We start from the raw sequence: 19,911 nt of genomic DNA on the forward strand, positions 1-19,911 counted from the left end.
TTTCACCTAACCGTGCGTCTTATATTGTCTTGTTGTCATCCCAGTCACTTTTTTGAATAGGTTGCAAAAGTAATGGGAGTCACTGTACCCGACCTTTTGAGCAATCTCATAGGTTTTGTCATTTGTCGATTTCAGCAGCTTTTTGGCGTTCTCCATCCGAATATGTGTAATATACTCAACCAAGGTTTTATCGGTTTCCTGGCTGAACATCCGGCTGAAATAGGAGGGACTGACATTGACCATATCTGCGATCCTTTGTAAGGATAATTCCGATTCATAAAAATGCTGATGTATATACTCTTGAGCTTTAAGAATAAGCGGGTTAACCTTCACAGATGAAAAAATCTCGGATTCCATGACAACCTTCAGCATATCAGCCATGTATGCTTCAACTTCCGAGTATTCCCGGATCCAGCCTGCCCGTACTTCGCGGTTGGCCATTTCCTTCAGGAGACCGACATCCTCGATCCTCTGTTCCCTCATATATTGCTTTATAGTCAGCGTGAAGTCGATCAAGGAATAATAGATGAAAAAAGGTGCACTGTTATTCGAGTCTTTTAAATAGGATGTGTAGTTTTCGGCAAAAGCAGGTATCTTAGCCGGGTCACCGTCTTTAAGAAACGAGATCAACCTATTCCGAGTCTTAATGAACAGTTCATCATTATTCAGGATATGTTCTTCGCTGCCCTGGGCTTTGTTTTTTTGAACCATTTTGTTGTAGCTCTTGTCTTCTACTGCCTGGGCGTAGGAGAGGGCGATACCCTGTATCCGGCTTTCTACTTTTCCGAATCCAAATACGATCGAGCTATCGTTATTCTGCAAACCTGCCAACCTTTCTTTGAGCTCGTTCACCTCATCCTCTAGAAGCCTTTCTGTTTCGTCCTTCATAATGAATACCATTTCTTTCTTAGTGCTCTTAAAAGCCAGGCAATTATAATCCGCCTGAATTGAATTGATGGTACCCGTTGATACTGATTCTGTTTCCAAAATGAATACATAATAAAAACTCGCGATTAAGTCGACATTCAACTGGGCAGCCTTTTTTAACGCTTCGGACGGCGAAAGAAAACCTTTACAAATTTCACTCAAAAAAGCTTCCTGCGACATCGATCTGTTTTTTGTAGCTTCACTTCTCAGATCGTCCATTTTCTTCTTTTTCAGTTCCTCCTGGTCAATTTGAGAAGACACTTTATGGAGGGTTTTCAGTAGTTCGCCTGCACTGATCGGTTTTAAGCAATATTCAGCAATTTGAATCCGCATCGCTTTTCGGGCATATTCAAATTCATCGTGCCCGCTTAAAATGATAATTTTGATGTCCGGCATTTCTTCCCGGAGGATTTTGCTTAATTCCAAACCATCCATAAACGGCATCTTTATATCGGTAATCACGATATCGGGCTGAATTTTTCGAATTAAAGGGAGGGCAACCTCGCCGTCTGGAGCATCCCCGCAATAGTCAAAGCCTTCTTCCCTCCAGTCAATCCTATTCTTCATTCCTTCCCGAACCTGGACCTCATCATCTAACAGAAATACTTTTTTCATTGGTTTCACCTTCCGTTGGGATGGTTAATGTAATGATCGTACCTTCACCATACCTGCTGTTCACGTCAAGGCCGTACTGCTGCCCGAAAAAGAGCTGAATCCGTTGCTGGACATTGTACATGCCTATACCGCTGTTACCGCCGCTCATCGGTAGGCCGCGCGCCAACCGCTCCTGGATTTCATGCAATCGTTCTTCTTTTATGCCTTTTCCGTTATCGATGATCTCGATCCGGATGTTGCCGTCAAAATCAAAATCACCTTTAATAATAATCAGTCCTTTACCACGTTTATTTTTTATCCCATGATAAATGGCATTTTCAATCAATGGTTGCAAGGTCAATTTTAAGATTTTATGTGGAAGAATCTCTTCATTTATATGGAAGGAAACGTCCAGAATATCCCGGTAACGGATTTTTTGGATAACAAGATAGCTGCGAATATGTTCCAACTCATTCTCAATGGTAATCCAATCTTTCTCGCCGCTTAAGGTGATTCGGAAAAAGCGGGATAGTGCTGTTGTCATCTCAATAACCTCGTTGCTTTTCTTGCTTTCTGCCATCCAGATGATATTGTCCAGTGTATTGTATAAAAAGTGTGGATTGATTTGGTTTTGAAGCGCCCGGAATTCTGCATTGGTCAGCTGTTTTTGTTCCTCCACGCTTTGCTGAAGCAGTGACTTTATTTTTGAAATCATGATATTGAAGCTGTTACTGAGATCGGCGATTTCGTCCATGCTTTCGCTATTTACCTGTACATCCAAATCTCCATCGGAAGCATGCTTCATTTTTTCCTTCAGATGACGGATGGGTCTAATCAGTCTCAAGGAGATGAAATAATAGAGTGTGATCGTAAAGATGATGCTGCAGGCGACGGTAAAAACAATTAGTGTCCGGATTTCATTGGAATCACTCATGATCTCTTTGACCGGAGCTTGTCCGATGACCTTCCAGCCGGTAGATGCGACCGTGTCGAAAACAGTGACGGTCGTTCCGGATTGGTTCATGATCACTCCTGAAGTCCTTTTCCGGATCAATTCCCTGTTGGCAATGAAAGCCCGGCCTTTTTTGTTTTCAGTTGGGAAAAATATCGACTCACCTAACTCCGTTTCTATGTAAAAAATACCGGAGTCTCCCAGAGATGTTTGATCAAGTATTTGTTCAATGGCAGTAGCGTCTACCACCATATTGATAAACCCGATTACTTCACCGGTAACTTCTGATATGACAGAGCTTGTGATCGAGATCACGGGTGTATTATTGATTGTTGTCGGGACGATCATCGAGTGTTCTTCCCGTTGCAGCAGGTTCGTATATTCCGGATCGTTTTTAGGACTCTTCTCCAGTTGATGGACCCCGTCTGCTTCACTGATTACCCTGCCATCAAGATTATAGATTTTTATATTACGGATATTTTCGCTGTACGGGTATATTTCACGGTAAAAAGCAAACATGTTTAAGATGTTCTTCGCATCCTCATAAATGTTTTCCGTGCTTAGCAGGAAATGTACGGTGCTTTCCTGGTTCCCCATCTCGGTAAACCGCTGGATATCTTCAAAAATGACATTGATTGCCTGGCTGGCCTGATTAGCCTGAAGCTGGGCTGAGGTACGGGCATTATGAGAAATGATATGGATTGACTTTATATATGAGACCATCCCAATGATGATGAGAGGTATCACTGTTAACAGGATGAACATGACTAGGAGTTTTGTCCGCAGACTGGAAACCAACCATTTTTTAAGTTTCATTCATTTTTTCCCCTTGCAAATAAACTCCCCAGTATTACTTTTGTAAACGGTTACAATTAGTTGGGGTTAAAAAGAGGTTCCAGGGTGAATTTTGATTATGGCTTAGATTGACAAGTATTAATTACCATTAAATCACAATCCTCAAGTAAAATAAATACACTTTTCTGAAAATAGTTGCACCTTGCTACTTTTATAGCGAATCAAGGGATATCGAAAAAATAGGCAGATTCGTTAAAAGAAAGGTCTGTTTGGAATTAGTATCACTTAAAAAATTACACTTTCCCTAAAAATTTTCCACTTTTTCGTTTGCCTGCTCCCTATGTGTTAAAATATTTCTATTTTTTGAGTAAATGATTCTATTCAATTCACTTTGAAAGCGCTTTACAATTAAACTAGGCTGATGAAAACAACAAGCTCATTATTAAAAGATCCAATAAAGACAAAGGGGGACTTGGTTAATGGTAATACAGTTAAAAAGGTTTAGGGTAGTGTTTCTCATGCTATTGATCATTGTATTGGCTGCATGCTCATCCACTAATACAGAAGGAAACACAAATAGTGGTGGAGAAGGAGGCGAGGCCTCTAGCGATAAGCTTGTGATTGGTTTTTCCCAGGTAGGTGCTGAGAGTGAATGGAGAACAGCAAACACCAAATCGATCAAGAGCGCAATCACCGATGCGGGCCATGAGTTGAAATTCTCCGATGCCCAGCAAAAGCAGGAAAATCAAATCAAAGCGATCCGTTCTTTTATCGCGCAAAAAGTCGATGCGATCGTATTCTCTCCAGTAGTAGAAACTGGTTTTGAAACTGTACTTAAGGAAGCGAAAGACGCGGGAATCCCAGTATTCCTTGTTGACAGAGCGGTAGATTTCGAGGATGACACTTTGTGGGTGACCTTCCTTGGTTCCGATTTCGTTGAAGAAGGAATAAAAGCTGCCAACTGGCTCGTGGAAGAAATGGAAGGTGTCGATGGCGATATTAATATCGTGGAGCTTCAAGGAACAGTCGGATCTGCACCGGCTATCGACCGTAAAGAAGGTTTTGAACAAGTAATGGCTGAACATCCGAACTTCAGAATCATCAAGTCACAATCCGGCGACTTTACCCGTGCAAAAGGGAAAGAAGTCATGGAAGCATTCTTAAAGTCTGATGGGGAAAACATCGACGTGCTGTACGCGCACAACGACGATATGGCGATCGGTGCCATCCAGGCCATTGAAGAATACGGCTTGAAACCAGGCGAAGACATAACAGTCATCGGTGTGGACGCTGTAAAAGGGGCATTTGAAGCGATGGCCGCCGGCAAGATGAACGTTACCGTAGAATGTAACCCATTGTTTGGCCCGCAGCTTGTTGAGCTGATCGAAGCTCATTTTGCAGGAGAAACGCTTGATAAGCGTATCTCTGTTGAAGAAGGCATTTACACAATGGATCAAGCAAAAGAGCTTCTTCCAACACGTAAATACTAAGAAAATAATGGCCAAGCCGCTTAAATCAAATTTGAGCGGCTGTTTTTCTTACTGGACAAGAAAGTATAAAAATTAGCTTCAATGATGGAATGGCTAGCTCCAACGCCTAACCACTTGGATCACTTCAGTCCTCCTGTGGCGGCAACAGCCTCCTCGTCGGACTTCCAGTGACCTGCATGGTTGAACAGGGCGTTTACGCTTTTCTTATGTTAAAAAGGGAGGTATCAAATTGGAGAAACACTTTCCGAAATTAGAGATGAAGGGAATAACTAAAACCTTCCCGGGGGTTAAAGCGTTATCAAATGTAAGCTTGCGCTTGTTCCCGGGAGAGGTACATGCCTTAATGGGTGAAAATGGAGCGGGGAAATCCACCTTGATTAAAGTGCTGACCGGGGTTTATACGAAAGATGAAGGGACGGTCACGCTTGACGGCAAGCCTGTTGAAGTTTCGACCCCCCTTGAAGCCCAGAACCTGGGAATCAGTACTGTTTATCAGGAGGTCAACCTGTGTTCGAACCTGTCCGTTGTTGAAAATATATTCATTGGACGCGAAATCATCAAAAGAGGCAGGATCGATTGGAAAGAAATGAACCGGAGAGCGAAAGAGCTGTTGACGGAGCTTAATCTGGATATCGATGTTTCGAAAACACTCGGCTCTTATTCCGTCGCCATTCAGCAAATGGTGGCAATTGTCCGTGCCTTGAATGTGAAGGCAAAGGTGCTGATTTTAGACGAACCGACGTCGAGTCTTGATTTGAATGAGGTTCAGCAACTGTTTGCCACCATTAGAAAACTGAAGAAGGATGGCCTTTGCATTGTGTTTATCAGTCATTTTCTTGATCAAATCTATGAAATTACAGATCGTTTGACGGTTTTACGGAACGGTGAATGGATTGGCGAATACAAAACACAATCTTTGCCAAGGTACGAATTAATTTCGAAGATGATCGGCAAGGAGTTTATCGATAGTAAGTCGATTAACGAAAATCCGGTGGCAGAGAATAAAGGTGTATCGGAAACGGTGATGGAAGCAGCACAGCTATCTAAAGCCGGTAACATTCACCCATTTAACCTGGAACTTCGTAAAGGGGAAATCATGGGTCTTGCCGGACTGCTTGGTTCGGGAAGGTCGGAGCTGGCCAGGCTTCTGTTCGGTGCAGATAAAGCAGACAGCGGTACGATTAAAGTCAAAGGGAAAAAGGTGCATTTAAATTCCCCGAAACAGGCGATTGCCCACAACATTGCTTTTTCATCAGAAAACCGGAAATCTGAAGGAATTATCGGCGATTTGTCGATACGTGAAAATATGATTCTAGCGTTGCAGGGAAGACAGGGCTGGTTTAACTATATGCCGAGAAAGCAACAAGAAGAAATTGTCGATGAATATATCAAACTGTTGAACATCAATCCTCCCAATCCAGAGCAGTTAATCAAAAACTTGAGTGGCGGTAACCAACAGAAGGTACTTCTGGCTAGGTGGCTGCTGACTAATCCGGATTTACTAATTTTGGATGAGCCAACGCGCGGAATCGATATCGGAGCAAAGGCGGAGATCCAGAAACTGATGGTGTCGTTAAGCGAAAAGGGCATGTCAATTTTATTCATTTCTTCCGAGCTGGAAGAAATTTTGCGTACATGCAAGCGGATTTCAGTTTTACGGGATCGTGAAAAGGTGTCGGAACTGGAAAACCGGGAGCACATTACCCAGCAGGATATTATGAGAGAAATTGCGGGAGGGGTGGGTTGAAATGTTGAAGTCACGATTGTTTTGGCCGGTCATCATTCTGCTTATCATCCTTGCGATCAACTTATTTTTTGACCCGGGCTTTTTTAAGATCGAAGTCAAAAATGGCCACCTGACCGGAAGTCTCGTCGATATTGTTAACCGCGGGGCGCCGCTAATGTTAATTTCAATCGGTATGACACTTGTCATTGCAACCAAAGGGATTGACCTTGGGGTTGGATCGGTAATTGCCATGTCCGGGTCGATTGCTGCTATGACGGTTGTTCAGGGAATGGCATCCGATACGAGTCTAACACCGCTGTTTATGGCAATCGCAGCTGCACTCGGTTTGTCTTTGGCTGCCGGACTTTGGAACGGGCTGCTGGTATCACGGATCGGGATCCAGCCGATTGTCGCCACCTTGATTTTAATGGTGGCAGGACGCGGGATTGCGCAATTGATTACGGACGGACAAATAACGACCATTTATTATGAGCCTTATTCCTTTATTGGCGGCGGCTATTTGTTTGCGATTCCTTTTTCTGTCTATTTAGTGGCAGCAGTGCTGGGGATCGCACTGTATATGACGAAAAAGACGGCGCTGGGGCTGTTCATCCAATCCGTAGGTGCCAACCCGGAAGCGAGTCGGTTGGCGGGGATTAATTCGAAAAATATTATTCTATTGGTCTATTTATTTTCAGGGTTCTGTGCAGGTGTCGGCGGTTTGATCCTGAGCTCGAACGTTTCAAGCGCCGATGGAAACAATGCAGGATTATGGTTTGAACTAGATGCGATCCTGGCCGTCGTTATCGGAGGTACATCGTTGATGGGCGGAAGGTTCTTCTTGATGGGTTCTGTGATTGGCGCTTTGATCATTCAAAGTCTGACAACGACCATTTACTCGATCGGCATCCCGCCGGAAACAAACCTTATAGTAAAAGCGGTTGTCGTCATCATCGTATGTTTGCTGCAATCACCTGAATTCAGGCAGAAAGTGCTGCGACCTCGTATGAAAAAACCGCATAAGAAGGAACCGGAAAACAGCTTGAATGAACAAGGGGTGAAAATCTCGTGATGTCCTGGCAGCTCAACAAAAAGTATTACCCGCTCTTAATCACGTTTGGTTTATTTATTCTTATGTTTTTGTATGGTTCGATTAATTACACCGGCTTTTCTTCACCGCAAGTCGTGTTGAACCTGTTTATTGATAACGCCTTTCTGATCATTGTAGCTGTTGGAATGACCTTTGTGATTTTGTCTGGGGGAATCGACCTGTCCGTAGGTTCCGTCATCGCATTGACGAGCATGGTGACGGCAAGCCTTCTTCAGGCTAACATTTCACCGATCATTGTCATCCCAATTGCATTGCTGATCGGACCTATCCTTGGGGTGATCATGGGCAGTCTCATCCATTTTTACAATCTCCAGCCGTTCATTGTCACATTGGCGGGGATGTTTTTGGCACGGGGGTTGAGCTATGTGATTAGTGTTGAAACGATTGCGATCTCCCATCCATTTTTTCAGTTTATGGCCAATACCAAAATTCATCTTGGTAATTTTTATATTTCCATAAGTGTGCTGATTGCCATCGTTGTAGTGGTGGCGGCCATCTTTTTGGCCCACTATACCAAATTTGGAAGAAACGTCTATGCAATCGGTGGGAATGAACAGTCTGCCTTGTTGATGGGGCTGCCTGTCGGAAAAACGAAAATCCTTATTTATACGCTGAGTGGGTTTTGTTCTTCACTTGCAGGTCTAGTATTCACCTTTTACATGCTATCCGGCTATGGACTGCATGCCAATGGATTGGAGTTGGACGCCATTGCAGCCGTCGTAATTGGCGGCACGTTGCTAACTGGCGGAATCGGTTATGTTGCAGGCAGTGTCATCGGTGTTTTGATATTAGGAGTAATCCAGACACTTATTGTATTTGAAGGAACACTGAGCTCCTGGTGGACAAAAATAGCGATCGGCGTTTTGCTCCTTCTATTCATTGTCTTCCAGCGTTTGAGTTCAGTTAGAGGACGAAGTAAAACCGGGCTCATTTCCGAGCATTGACAAACCATTCAGGAAGGGAGGTGGTGAAATAAGTTGGCGAGAAAAGCTGGCACGTCAAAATCTCTAATAATGAAAGGAGAATATGATGGAACGAAGGAAAACCAGTTTGTACATTTTTTTAAGTGTTCTACTCGTACTTAGTACCATTCCTGAGGGATTTGTACATCATGTCGGGGCTGCGGAACCAGAAGATCTGATTCTGCACTACGATATGAATGCCTTCATGGAAAACGGTGACGAAATTATTATTCGAAATGTCGCAGGTGACGGGAAATTTGACGGTACATTTAAAAATCCCGGCAACGGTCAGCTGGTGACCAACGGGAAAGCCGGATACGTTGCCTTTGATGGGGGCGGCTCCAATTCCGACAGCGGTTATATTGAGATTCCGAAAGACGAAGATGGCGGTGACTTATTAAACGGGTTGGAAAATGTGACTGTCTCCACACTCGTCAACTGGACGAACGATGGCGTCAACCGTTGGATTTACGGATTCGGAAAAGTTTCGAGCGACATCGAAAATGGCAACAGCTACTTTTTTGTAACACCAAGGCATGGAAGCAACAATATCGCCGCAGCAGGAATTTCAGAAGCCGGGTGGAGAAATGAAGCGCTGATCAGAGGAAATAGGGCATTGGAATCTGGAAGCTGGCAAGTCGTGACCGTAGTCTTTTCGGGATCCAATGATACTTTGACTCTATATGTAAACGGTAAAGAGGTTGCATCAGGCTCTGCCAAAGGGGATAAATTAGCGAATATTATTGATTCCTCAGCAGATTTCTCTGGATTCATCGGAAAGTCGATCTTCCAGAATGATTCCTACTTTAAGGGGATGGTCGGTGACTTCCGTGTTTACAACAAGGCCTTGAGTCCTGAACAAGTTGTTGCTTTATCCAGCAAAACAGCTGAAAAAGTCGACCAAATCAATCAACTTGTACTTGATGATGCGGCACAATCACTGGATGTTTCTGATTACCTGGCAGAAGGTGATGTGGATACGGAAGGAATTACTAAAGATTTGTCGCTTCCGGGTCAAGGAAAGCATGGAGTCGCTATTACCTGGTCTTCCAGTGATACGAACATCATTGCCGATGACGGGATCGTAACAAGACCAGCGGTAGGCGAACCAGCAGGTGAAGTCGAACTTACAGCAACCCTTTCCTATGAAGGGCTGGAAACTACGAAGACATTCCATGTCATTGTGTTAAGTGAATATACTGATCAACAAAAGGCGGAACTCGATTCTGCTGATGTAGTCATTTATAACCAGGATAATGTAAAAGGCAACATAAGTTTAGCGACAACCGGTGAAAACGGCTCGACGATTACTTGGGAATCTTCGCATCCTGACATTATCAAAGGCACTGCCGAAACTGGTGAGGATCCTAAAAAACTTGGCGAAGTTGACCGGCCGGAAAAAGATACAGAGGTTTCTTTAGCAGCAACCATCTCGAACGGTGAAGCCAAAATCGAAAAGACATTTGACGTAACGGTAATCGCCGATCCAGGCGAAAAAGATTACGACGCCTACTTTTTCTCCTATTTTACCGGGGAGTATGAAGGTGGGGAAGAGATTTCATTTGCCACAGCCAAAGACCCATTGCATTGGGAAGCGCTTAACAACGGCCAGTCTGTCATCCAGTCGACAATGGGTGAAAAAGGATTGCGAGACCCGTTTGTGATCCGCTCTCCTGAAGGAGATAAATTTTACATGATCGCAACTGACTTGAAAATGGGGGAAAGCACGAACTTTGACCAAGCCCAGATCACCGGAAGTCATTCAATCATGGTTTGGGAATCCGATGACCTTGTAAACTGGAGTGAGCAAAGAATGGTGGAAGTGGCACCGGAAAACGGCGGTAACACTTGGGCGCCAGAAGCTTTTTATAATGAAGAAACAGGCGAATATGTCGTATTCTGGGCGTCTTCCATTCCGAACGAAGAAACGTACGGCGATTATCCGAACGGCAGACCGAATGGCCAGTACAATGTTATGTACTATGCGACCACAAGGGATTTCTATGAATTCTCTGAGCCGAAAGTGATGATCGATGATTCTTTCCCGACAATTGATACGAGCTTTATACAAGACGGTGAAACACTATACAGGTTCACGAAATCAGAAGTGAACTACAAAGTTTACTATGAAAAAGCAACCAATATTTTCGACGACTTGGACGGGATTGAAGAAAATGGCTTCCAATTCGAACCGGTTGAAGGGACGAAAAATGGCAATCTCGGTTTAATTGGCCATGGAGGAAACAATGAAGGACAGACAGTTTTTAAAGATATTCATGAGGACAAATGGTACTTGTTCCTGGATTCGTGGCCATATCATGTCCGCTGGACGACCGATTTATCCGATGGTGAACAATTAGTCAACAACGTGTTACCAGAATCGGAGTATGCATTACCACCGGGACCGCGTCACGGTACGGTCATTCCGATTACAAACGAGGAATATGACGCACTTCAAGAAAAGTACGGCCTTGATACACCAGTGCCTGTGGAAGACCCGGTTGTTCGCTACACATTCGACGGTGATGATGTTGATGGAACGACTGTCAAAGACGTATCAGGCAATGGCCATGATGCCCAGCTGGTCGGTGGTGCAGTGATTGATACCGATGCTGTCAACTTGGACGGATCTACGGGTTATGTGGAAATGCCGGAAAATTTGATTCAAGACTTAAACTTGGAAAACATGACCATGTCAACCTGGGTGCAAATCGAAAATGACCAGGCTGACCAACGTATTTTTGACTTCTCCTCCGAAACAGGGAGAATCACCAACCGTAATACGATGTATCTGAGTACAAAGGGTGATACAGGCAACCTCGAGTTCGCGATTGTGACACCGTTTACCGAAAAGTTCAGGAATGAATCATCCAAACTTGGAGCCAACTACAAATATGCACTTCTGTCACCAAACATGTCTACAAACGAATGGCACCATGTAGCTGTCACCATGAACGACTTTGATGCCAGGCTATATGTAGATGGGGAAGAAGTGGCAAGTAGTTCTGTTTTTAATATGGAACCAAGGATGTTGTTGGAAACAACATTGAATACATTGGGCAAGTCCAGAAGCGGTACCCACAATCTATTTGATGGGAAGTTCGATGACTTCAGGGTTTATAACCGCGCCCTTTCAGCAGTAGAGATTGCTGAACTGGTAGAACCAGCTGACGAAATAGCACCGACTAAGCCGGCAAATATTTATGCAGCAGCAGTTTCCGAAAGTGAAATCGAACTAAATTGGGAAGCATCTACCGACAATGTCGGTGTAACCGGTTACACTGTGTATCGTGATGGTGAAGAAGTTGCCATTACTGCATCGACCACTTACAAAGATACTGGCTTAACGGATGCCACCACATACGAATACACGATCACAGCTTCAGACTCTTCCGGCAACGTGTCGGAAGCAAGTGAAGCGATAAGTGTTACCACCACGACAAGCCTCGATCTTCTTCAAGAAAATACAGACAAATATGTCGAAAACGGTGAAGTGAACAGTACGTTAGCGAAAAAATTGACCAACATCCTTAAACAGGTTCTCCACCACCAGGAAAAAGACCAAGACCCACAAGCCGTAAAACATCTTGAAAATTACGTAAAACACTTGAACAAAGCAAAAACAGGCCAACTCTCGGAGGACGCTAAAGCAGCGTTAAGCAAGCGAGCGAAACGATTGATAGAGATGATGAGTTCTGAATAAGGAGCAGGAATAGCGAAGGGTTGTCGGCTTCTGAATCAGGAGCTGAACCCCACTCGCTTTCTTTGTGAGACGACAGCTTATTTTCATTTGAAGAAAGTATAAAGATTTTGGTTGCGGTGAAGTGATGTCTAGCTCCACCGCCCAACCACTTGGATCACTTCAGTCCTCCTGCGGCGGCGTCAGCCTCCTTGTCAGACTTCCAGTGACCTTCGTGGCTGACCAGGGCGTTTACGCTTTTCTTTATGCAGGGCATTTTTGTGATAGGGAGTTTTGCCGTCATTCTGATGGACAGTGGGGAATTGACGGTAAAACAACCAAAAAAATTAAAATGCAGTTATCTCACTGTAAAATAGATATCTAACAATTAGGGAGGAATGGTTAGATGCTGGATAACAGAAAGGAATTTTTTACATTCATTACGGTAGTAGCCATGGTTTTAGCAGTATTTTTCGTTATTGGGCCATCCAAATCGTCTGCGGCCATAAATGCCGAGAAAATCCTGGATTATGAGATGAATGAGGCAGAAGGGACCCTCATCAACGACAGCATTGGTCATTTTGACGGGACATTGGTGAACCCAGATGATGCCCAATTAATATCGACAGACAATGCCGGCGTGGTGAAATTTGGTGGGAACAACGCCCATATCACTATTCCGGAAGGTGTCTTGGATGGGAAAGATAGCCTAACTGTATCCGCTTTAATAAACTGGAGCGGGAAAAACAGAGCGGAATGGCTCTACACGTTTGGCCAGAACGACAGAAAATACATCTATTTCACCCCAAGCTATCCTAGTGACGGAACGGCAAGATTCGGAATTTCAACTGATGGATGGAGAAATGAAGTTTCCGCAAAAACATCCACTTTATCCAGGAACGAGTGGAAACTAGTTACCACCGTCATATCCGGTGGAACGTTGGAATTATATGTTGACGGAGAATTATCTAGTAGTGGTTCTACAAACTTCACATTAGAAGACGTCAAAAATACTGATGGAATCAGTGGTTATCTAGGTAAATCTTTTTATGGTGCTGACCCAAACTTCAACGGAATGATTGCAGACTTTGAAGTTTATGATGGGGCTTTAACTGCAGAAGAAATAAAAGAATTGACGGTAGCTGCAGATGAGGAAATTGAAAAAATGGAAACATTACTGCTGGACTCTGCTGCAGCCCAGTTGGATTACGACGATTTTTTGAATGGAAATGCAAGTAAAGAGGAAGTGAAAACAGACTTATCGTTCCCAAAAAATGGTGCAAATGGAACGATGATTACTTGGGAATCCAGCAACAAGGATGTCATCGGTAACGATGGTTCCGTTACCCGTCCTCCTTATGAAGAAGGAAACCAGGAAGTAGTGCTGAAAGCGACTATCTCGGACGGTACAAATTCTCTTACAAAAGAATTTACCGTGACTGTAATCCATAATCCCGAGGACTCTGTTGCAGTGAATTTTGCAGCCGAAGAACTAACTGTTTACAATATCAACGATGTTCGTGGCAACATCACTCTTCCGACAGAAGGAGAGTATAACACAACCATCTCCTGGACTTCCGAGGATGAGTCCATCATTACTCCGACCGGAGAAGTTAACCGACCTGCACATGGTGAGGGAGATGTAACCGTTAAGCTTAAAGCGACAATTATGCTAAATGATCAAACCTTAACCAAGGCTTTCTTGGCACATGTTAAAGAAATGCCGAAAAAAGAAGATTATCAAGGATACTTATTCAGTTACTTCACTGGGGAAGGCTATGCTAATGGCGAGCAAATTTATTTTGGTTTGAGTGAAGGAAATGACCCGCTGCACTGGCAGCAACTAAATAATGGAGAGCCTGTCTTCACTTCAGGCCTGGGCGAAGAAGGCTTGAGAGATCCTTTTATTATCCGTTCTCCTGAAGGCGATAAGTTTTACATGATTGCCACTGATTTAAAAATGTATGGAAGCGGCGACTGGGGTAGAGCCCAAACCAACGGCAGCCGATCGATCATGGTCTGGGAATCTAGTGATCTCATAAACTGGTCGGAACAAAGAATGGTAGAAGTTGCCCCGCTGGAAGCAGGAAATACATGGGCACCAGAAATTTTCTATGATGAAAAAATCGGTGAATATGTCATCTTCTGGGCTTCCAAACTTTATGAAAATGAAGACGATCGCAGCACCGGAAACAGTTACCAGCGCATGATGTACACCACAACAAGAGACTTCCACACATTCAGTGAACCAAAAGTTTACATGGACTATGGCTATTCGATCATTGATACAACCATGATTGAACATGACGGCAAAATCTATCGATTCACAAAAGATGAAAGAGGCAATACTTCCTCTACGCCAAACGGAAAATTCATTTTTCAGGAAGTCGGGGATTCTGTACTTGATCCGGACTTTGAACTAATCCGGGAAGGCATTGGCAAGGGTGACATAAGCCGCGGAGAGGGACCTTTGGTATTTAAATCAAACACCGAAGAAAAATGGTACATGTTTATCGATGAGTTCGGCGGCAGAGGTTATGTGCCATTTGAAACAACAGACCTTGATTCCGGGGAATGGACGATCCCGGAAGATTATGATTTACCGAACCGACCTCGTCACGGGACCGTTTTACCGGTAACCCAAGCGGAATATGACGCACTTCTGGAAAATGTACCAGTAGAAGTGGAAGCTCCCGTATCTGAAAATCCGGTAACGGGGGTTACCCTTGATCAGGAAGCTGTTGAGCTGACAGAGGGAGAAGTAATCCATTTAGCCGCAACGGTTGTACCAGCAGAAGCGGATAATCATAATGTCTTGTGGTCCAGCAATAATGAAGAAGTAGCTGTCGTTGACGAAAATGGAACCGTAACTGCACTTCAAGAAGGCAGAGCTGTGATTACAGTAACCACTGTCGAAGGCGGATATATCGATACGGTAAAAGTTACCGTCATACCGGAACCGAGCATTGCTGATCTCCAGGAATTAACCGAACAATACGTGGAGAGCGGGGAAGTGACCGGTCCGTTGGTACCCAAACTGACTAACAGCCTAGAACAGATCATCCACCACCTGAAAAAAGGACATGAGGCTCAGGCAATGAAACACTTGGAAAACTACCTCGAACACTTGGAAAAAGCAAAAGCCGTACACCTATCAGAAGTTGCAAAAGCTGCTTTAAGCGAGCAGGTGAACCTTTCACAGAATAATGGTTTGAATTGATCTATGGGAAAAGCCGTTCCTGTTTTGATAGAGGGGCAGCTGTCCCTATTATGGTCATACAAACTTTAGCATTCTGGTTGGCAGCGTGAGTGCAAATTAAAGAGACAAGCCCCCGTATTTCTCTTAGTTAGTTTTTTTGAAGTATTTAAAACAGGAAGGAGAAACGACATGCTTAAAAAGAGAGGAATATCTTTTGCCCTTGCTGTAGCTTTGGTCACTTCATCATTTTTTACCTTTGGTGCTATAGATGCTTCTGCGGCAGTAGAGGATAAGGAAATTTTGGACTATGATATGAGCGATGTCAATGGCACTACCGTTAAAGACAGTACTGGTAACTTCAATGGAACATTCGTCAACCCGGAAAACGCTGAGTTGATCACGAACGATGACACCAACACCAGTGTTGTCAGTTTTAAAGGCGGTCAGACGGATTCGTTTATTGAAATCCCTAAAGGGGTTTTAGACGGGATGGAAAGTATGACTGTATCTTCCCTCGTCAACTGGGCTGGATCCGGAGGAGCACAATGGGTCTATGGCTTTGGCCAGGGTGACACGCACTATGTGTACTATACTCCGGCTTATATCGGTGGTTCGGCTGATCGGGTCGGTATAGCGACGAACGGGTGGCGTAATGAAACGTATGCCGCTTCGCCAAGATTGGCTTCAGGTGAGTGGAAGCTTGTCACGAACGTTATCAACGGACCGGAAGAAACATTGGAAACGTATGTTGATGGAGAGTTGGTGGCAACTGGCTCAACCAACGGGATCACGTTAGCCGATATTAAGAAAACGGATGGACTTAGTGGTTACATAGGAAAGTCTTTCTATGCTGCTGATCCATATTTTAACGGAATGGTTGCCGACTTTGAAGTTTACAATGATGCTCTAACAGCAGAAGAAGTTGGTACTCTATACGAAAAAGCAGTGGCAAAAGTGGAGGATATCGGCAATTTAAACGGTTACTATGTAGAAAAAGCTGCTGAGGAACTTACGCTTCTTCACTTCCTCAGATATAACGACGATGCCGAGCAAATTACGACTGACCTGGATTTTCCTGATTCAGGAGCTTACGACACAACAATCACTTGGGAATCTAGTAACCCGGATGTCATTTCAAATGATGGAAAGGTGAACAGGCCTGCTTATTTAGAAGGGGATATAGCCGTTACCCTTACTGCGACGATTTCTGATGGAACAGATTCGGTCACGAAAGAATTCACCCTAACTGTTATGAGAAAAATGCAAGACGCTGATGCAATCGAAGCGGATACCGATGCCTTGATTGTCTATAACCAGGGCGATGTCCGCGGTAACTTGAATTTGCCGACAGAAGGGGAAAATGGTTCCACGATCAGCTGGGCATCATCAGACACGTCCCTGATCACGACAACCGGTGAAGTTTCCCGTCCGGCACATGGCGAAGGGGATGTAACCGTTCATCTGACGGCAACACTGACTTTGAATCAGGAAACAGCTGTAAAAGAGTTTACGACGAGAGTGAAAGAAATGCCGGAAAATGCAGAAGATAACGCGGCATATATGATGACCTACTTCAACGGCGAAGCTTATGAGGATGGCGAGCAAATCCGATTCGCATTCAGTGATGGCAATGATGTAACTCAATGGAATGAAATCAACAATGGTGAGCCGGTCATCACAAGCCATCTCGGAGAAAAGGGACTGCGGGATCCATCGATCATCCGTTCTCCTGAAGGGGACAAGTTTTATTTACTTGCGACAGACCTGAAAGTTTATGGAACTGGTGGCAACTGGGCAAGAACCGTTAGAGAGGGAAGCAATTCTTTGATGATCTGGGAATCCACGGACCTTGTAAACTGGTCGAAGCAAAGAATGGTAGAAATTACGACACCGGAAACAGGGAACACCTGGGCACCAGAGGTTTTTTATGACGACTCTACAGGAGAATATATCGTCTACTGGTCCTCTTTTGTTTATGACAGCGTGGCAGACCGATATGGTGATGGCAAAAGCCATAACCGGATCATGTATGCCAAAACGAGAGATTTCCATACGTTCACAGAGCCTAAAACGTTGTTGGACTTAGGCCATGACATTTTGGATACGGTAGCGATCGAACACAACGATAAAATCTACCGGATCACTAAAGGTACGTATTACTCTGAAAAAGAATGGGCCGGCGAAGAAATCCGGGAGCACGTTTTCCAGGAAGTAGGCGACTCTTTCTTTGGTGACTTTGAACTGGTAAAAGAAGGGATCGGCATGGATGTGCTCGACCATGGCGAAGGTGCCGAAATCTTCAAGTCGAACACAGAAGAAGATAAGTTTTATCTGTTAATTGATGAATACGGGGGAGGTAGAGGCTATACGTTATTCGAAACAACCGATATCGATTCAGCGGACTGGAAGCTTTCCGAGGATATCAACCTGCCGGACAGACCGCGGCACGGAGATGTGATGAGCATTACCCAGGAGGAGTATGAAAGACTTCAAAACAACATCCCGCATGCGGAAGAAGGCGACATTCCAACCCAACCGGAACCGAATGATATCGTTGGCAACCCGATCATAAAAGATCGTTTCAGCGCCGATCCCGCTGCGATCGAACATGATGGCAAAGTGTATTTATATGCTGGACATGACCAGGCTTCTGTCACAGGTAACTTCTTTAATATGAAAGAGTGGGATATTTATTCTTCCAGTGACATGAAAAGCTGGGAGTTGGAAGGTTCCGTGCCTCGAACGACTTTTGAGTGGGGAAACGGCAACACTGCCTGGGCTTCTGAACCAATTGAAAAAAACGGGAAATTTTACTGGTATGTGACAGTCGAGAACAGCGACCTAAATGCACCAGGAATGGCGATTGGTGTAGCAGAATCGGATGACCCCGTCACTGGCTGGAAAGATGCCATCGGCGGCCCACTAGTAAAAAGCACCGATACCAAAAACCCTGACAATATGGGTAACGGTTACGCATGGGATGACATTGACCCCACCGTGTTTATCGATGACGAGGGGCAGGCTTACCTGTACTGGGGTAACACAAAACTTTATTATGCAAAGTTAAAAGACAACATGATCGAATTTGATGGAGAAATTCATGAAGTGGAAATAGAAGGGATGCCTGGCACGTTTACAGAAGGCCCTCACATCCATGAAAAGGAAGGAACCTATTACCTTACCTATGCAATGAACTATCCGGAAGAGCTTGCTTATGCAACGAGCGACAGCCCGGAAGGTCCATGGGTGTATGGCGGTAAGCTGATGGATACCGTCTATAACAGCCCGACAAGCCATCCGGCCGTCATCGAATTTGAAGGAAAATCGTATCTCATTTATCATAATGCCGCATTGCCGACTGGCGGGGAATATAGACGTTCGGTTGCTATTGAGGAACTGATCTATAATCCGGACGGCTCGATTCAGAAAGTTGTGCCAACAGCTTCCGGAATCCATTATTCTCCGTATTTACTGCAGGGATACGATAATCAAGACTCATATGTACGCCATGTGGACGGCGACATCCAGGTGGAGGATATGGAAAATGCCACCTATGATTATCAATGGCACCAAGTAGCCGGGCTGGCAAACGATAAGGAAGAGTACGTATCCTTCCAGTCGGAGGACAATCCAGGGTTTTACTTGATCAGAGATGGCAGTGACATTAAACTAGCCAAGCATGACGGATCAGAAAAGTTTAAAGAACAAGCTACATTCAAAGTAACACCTGGCTTGGCTGAGGAAGACTGGACTTCGTTCCAGGCATACAAGGATGGCCGGTTCTTGTATCAGAAAGACGATCAGACGCTAGGAGTGCGTATGATTGATTCAGAGGAAGAAGAAAGAAGAGCAACTTTCAAGCTGAAAGAGTTCGAGGAAACCGATGAAACAGCACCGACAGCTCCAACCAATGTCGAAGCAACAGCCGTTTCGGAAAGTGGAGTGGAACTGAGCTGGGAAGCTTCCGAAGATAATGTAGGAGTAACCGGTTATACCGTTTACCGTGACGGGGAAAAGGTCGGTACAACAACATCGACTACTTTTCAGGACACCGGGTTAACCGATGCAACCACATATGAGTACACCGTGACAGCAGTAGATGCTGCTGGCAACATCTCAGAAGCCAGCGAACCTGTATCTGTCGCTACCACAACAAGCGTCGCCCATCTGGATGACTTGCTGGCACAATATGTGGAAAACGGCGACGTCAATGGTCCGTTGGTGAAAAAGCTGGAAAACAGCATGAAGCAAGTCATCCACCACCAGGAAAATGGCCATGACATCCAGACAGTAAAACATCTCGAAAACTTCTTGAAACACCTCGACAAAGCCAAAGCTGCCCATGTTACAGAAGATGCAAAAGAGGCGTTAAGTAAGCGGGCGGATCTTTTAATCGAGAAAGTTTTAAATCAATAAGGTTTACTTGTGAGCAGGAGGGGTGCCCCTCCTGCTTATTTAATTAACCGGTTTAAGAAA

General features: G+C 44.5%; 9 protein-coding genes. 7 read left to right on the top strand and 2 right to left on the bottom strand.

The window, feature by feature from the left end:
* Positions 1-6: 6 nt before the first annotated feature.
* Both L1611_RS17575 and L1611_RS17580 read right to left on the bottom strand, forming a co-directional pair.
* Positions 7-1,542, bottom strand: coding sequence for a response regulator (locus L1611_RS17575; RefSeq protein WP_236315018.1), 1,536 nt, complete (start codon positions 1,540-1,542; stop codon positions 7-9).
* Positions 1,517-3,289, bottom strand: coding sequence for a sensor histidine kinase (locus L1611_RS17580; protein ID WP_236315019.1), 1,773 nt, complete (start codon positions 3,287-3,289; stop codon positions 1,517-1,519). The genes L1611_RS17575 and L1611_RS17580 overlap by 26 nt, the downstream gene beginning before the upstream one ends.
* Positions 3,290-3,747: 458 nt before the next feature.
* On the opposite strand from L1611_RS17580, the gene L1611_RS17585 reads away from it, so the two are divergent.
* The 7 genes from L1611_RS17585 (at position 3,748) to L1611_RS17615 (ending at position 19,851) form a co-directional block, all read left to right on the top strand.
* Entirely contained in the window at positions 3,748-4,758 is a 1,011-nt protein-coding gene (locus tag L1611_RS17585; protein WP_236315020.1) for an ABC transporter substrate-binding protein, read from the top strand.
* A 256-nt stretch (positions 4,759-5,014) separates the two neighbouring features.
* Positions 5,015-6,505 carry a sugar ABC transporter ATP-binding protein gene (locus L1611_RS17590; protein WP_236315052.1) on the top strand — a complete coding sequence of 497 codons (1,491 nt, stop codon included), beginning with the start codon at positions 5,015-5,017 and terminating at the stop codon, positions 6,503-6,505.
* Position 6,506: 1 nt separating this feature from the next.
* On the top strand, positions 6,507-7,556 hold the full coding sequence (locus tag L1611_RS17595) for an ABC transporter permease (RefSeq protein WP_236315021.1): 1,050 nt from the start codon (positions 6,507-6,509) through the stop codon (positions 7,554-7,556).
* The gene (yjfF, locus tag L1611_RS17600; protein ID WP_236315053.1) at positions 7,556-8,539 is read left to right on the top strand and encodes a galactofuranose ABC transporter, permease protein YjfF; all 984 of its coding nucleotides are present in this window, start codon (positions 7,556-7,558) and stop codon (positions 8,537-8,539) included. Before L1611_RS17595 ends, yjfF begins: the two co-directional genes overlap by 1 nt.
* An 85-nt stretch (positions 8,540-8,624) precedes the next feature.
* The gene (locus L1611_RS17605; RefSeq protein WP_236315022.1) at positions 8,625-12,260 is read left to right on the top strand and encodes a LamG-like jellyroll fold domain-containing protein; all 3,636 of its coding nucleotides are present in this window, start codon (positions 8,625-8,627) and stop codon (positions 12,258-12,260) included.
* A gap of 382 nt (positions 12,261-12,642) precedes the next feature.
* Positions 12,643-15,456, top strand: a complete 2,814-nt coding sequence (locus L1611_RS17610) for an immunoglobulin-like domain-containing protein (protein WP_236315023.1) — start codon at positions 12,643-12,645, stop codon at positions 15,454-15,456.
* A 168-nt stretch (positions 15,457-15,624) separates the two neighbouring features.
* Complete coding sequence (locus tag L1611_RS17615; RefSeq protein WP_236315024.1) at positions 15,625-19,851, top strand: immunoglobulin-like domain-containing protein; 4,227 nt, start codon at positions 15,625-15,627, stop codon at positions 19,849-19,851.
* The last annotated feature ends 60 nt before the right edge of the window (positions 19,852-19,911 follow it).

Origin of the sequence: Pseudalkalibacillus salsuginis (assembly GCF_021646685.1) — a bacterium.
GTDB classification, from domain to species: Bacteria; Bacillota; Bacilli; order Bacillales; family Fictibacillaceae; genus Pseudalkalibacillus; species Pseudalkalibacillus salsuginis.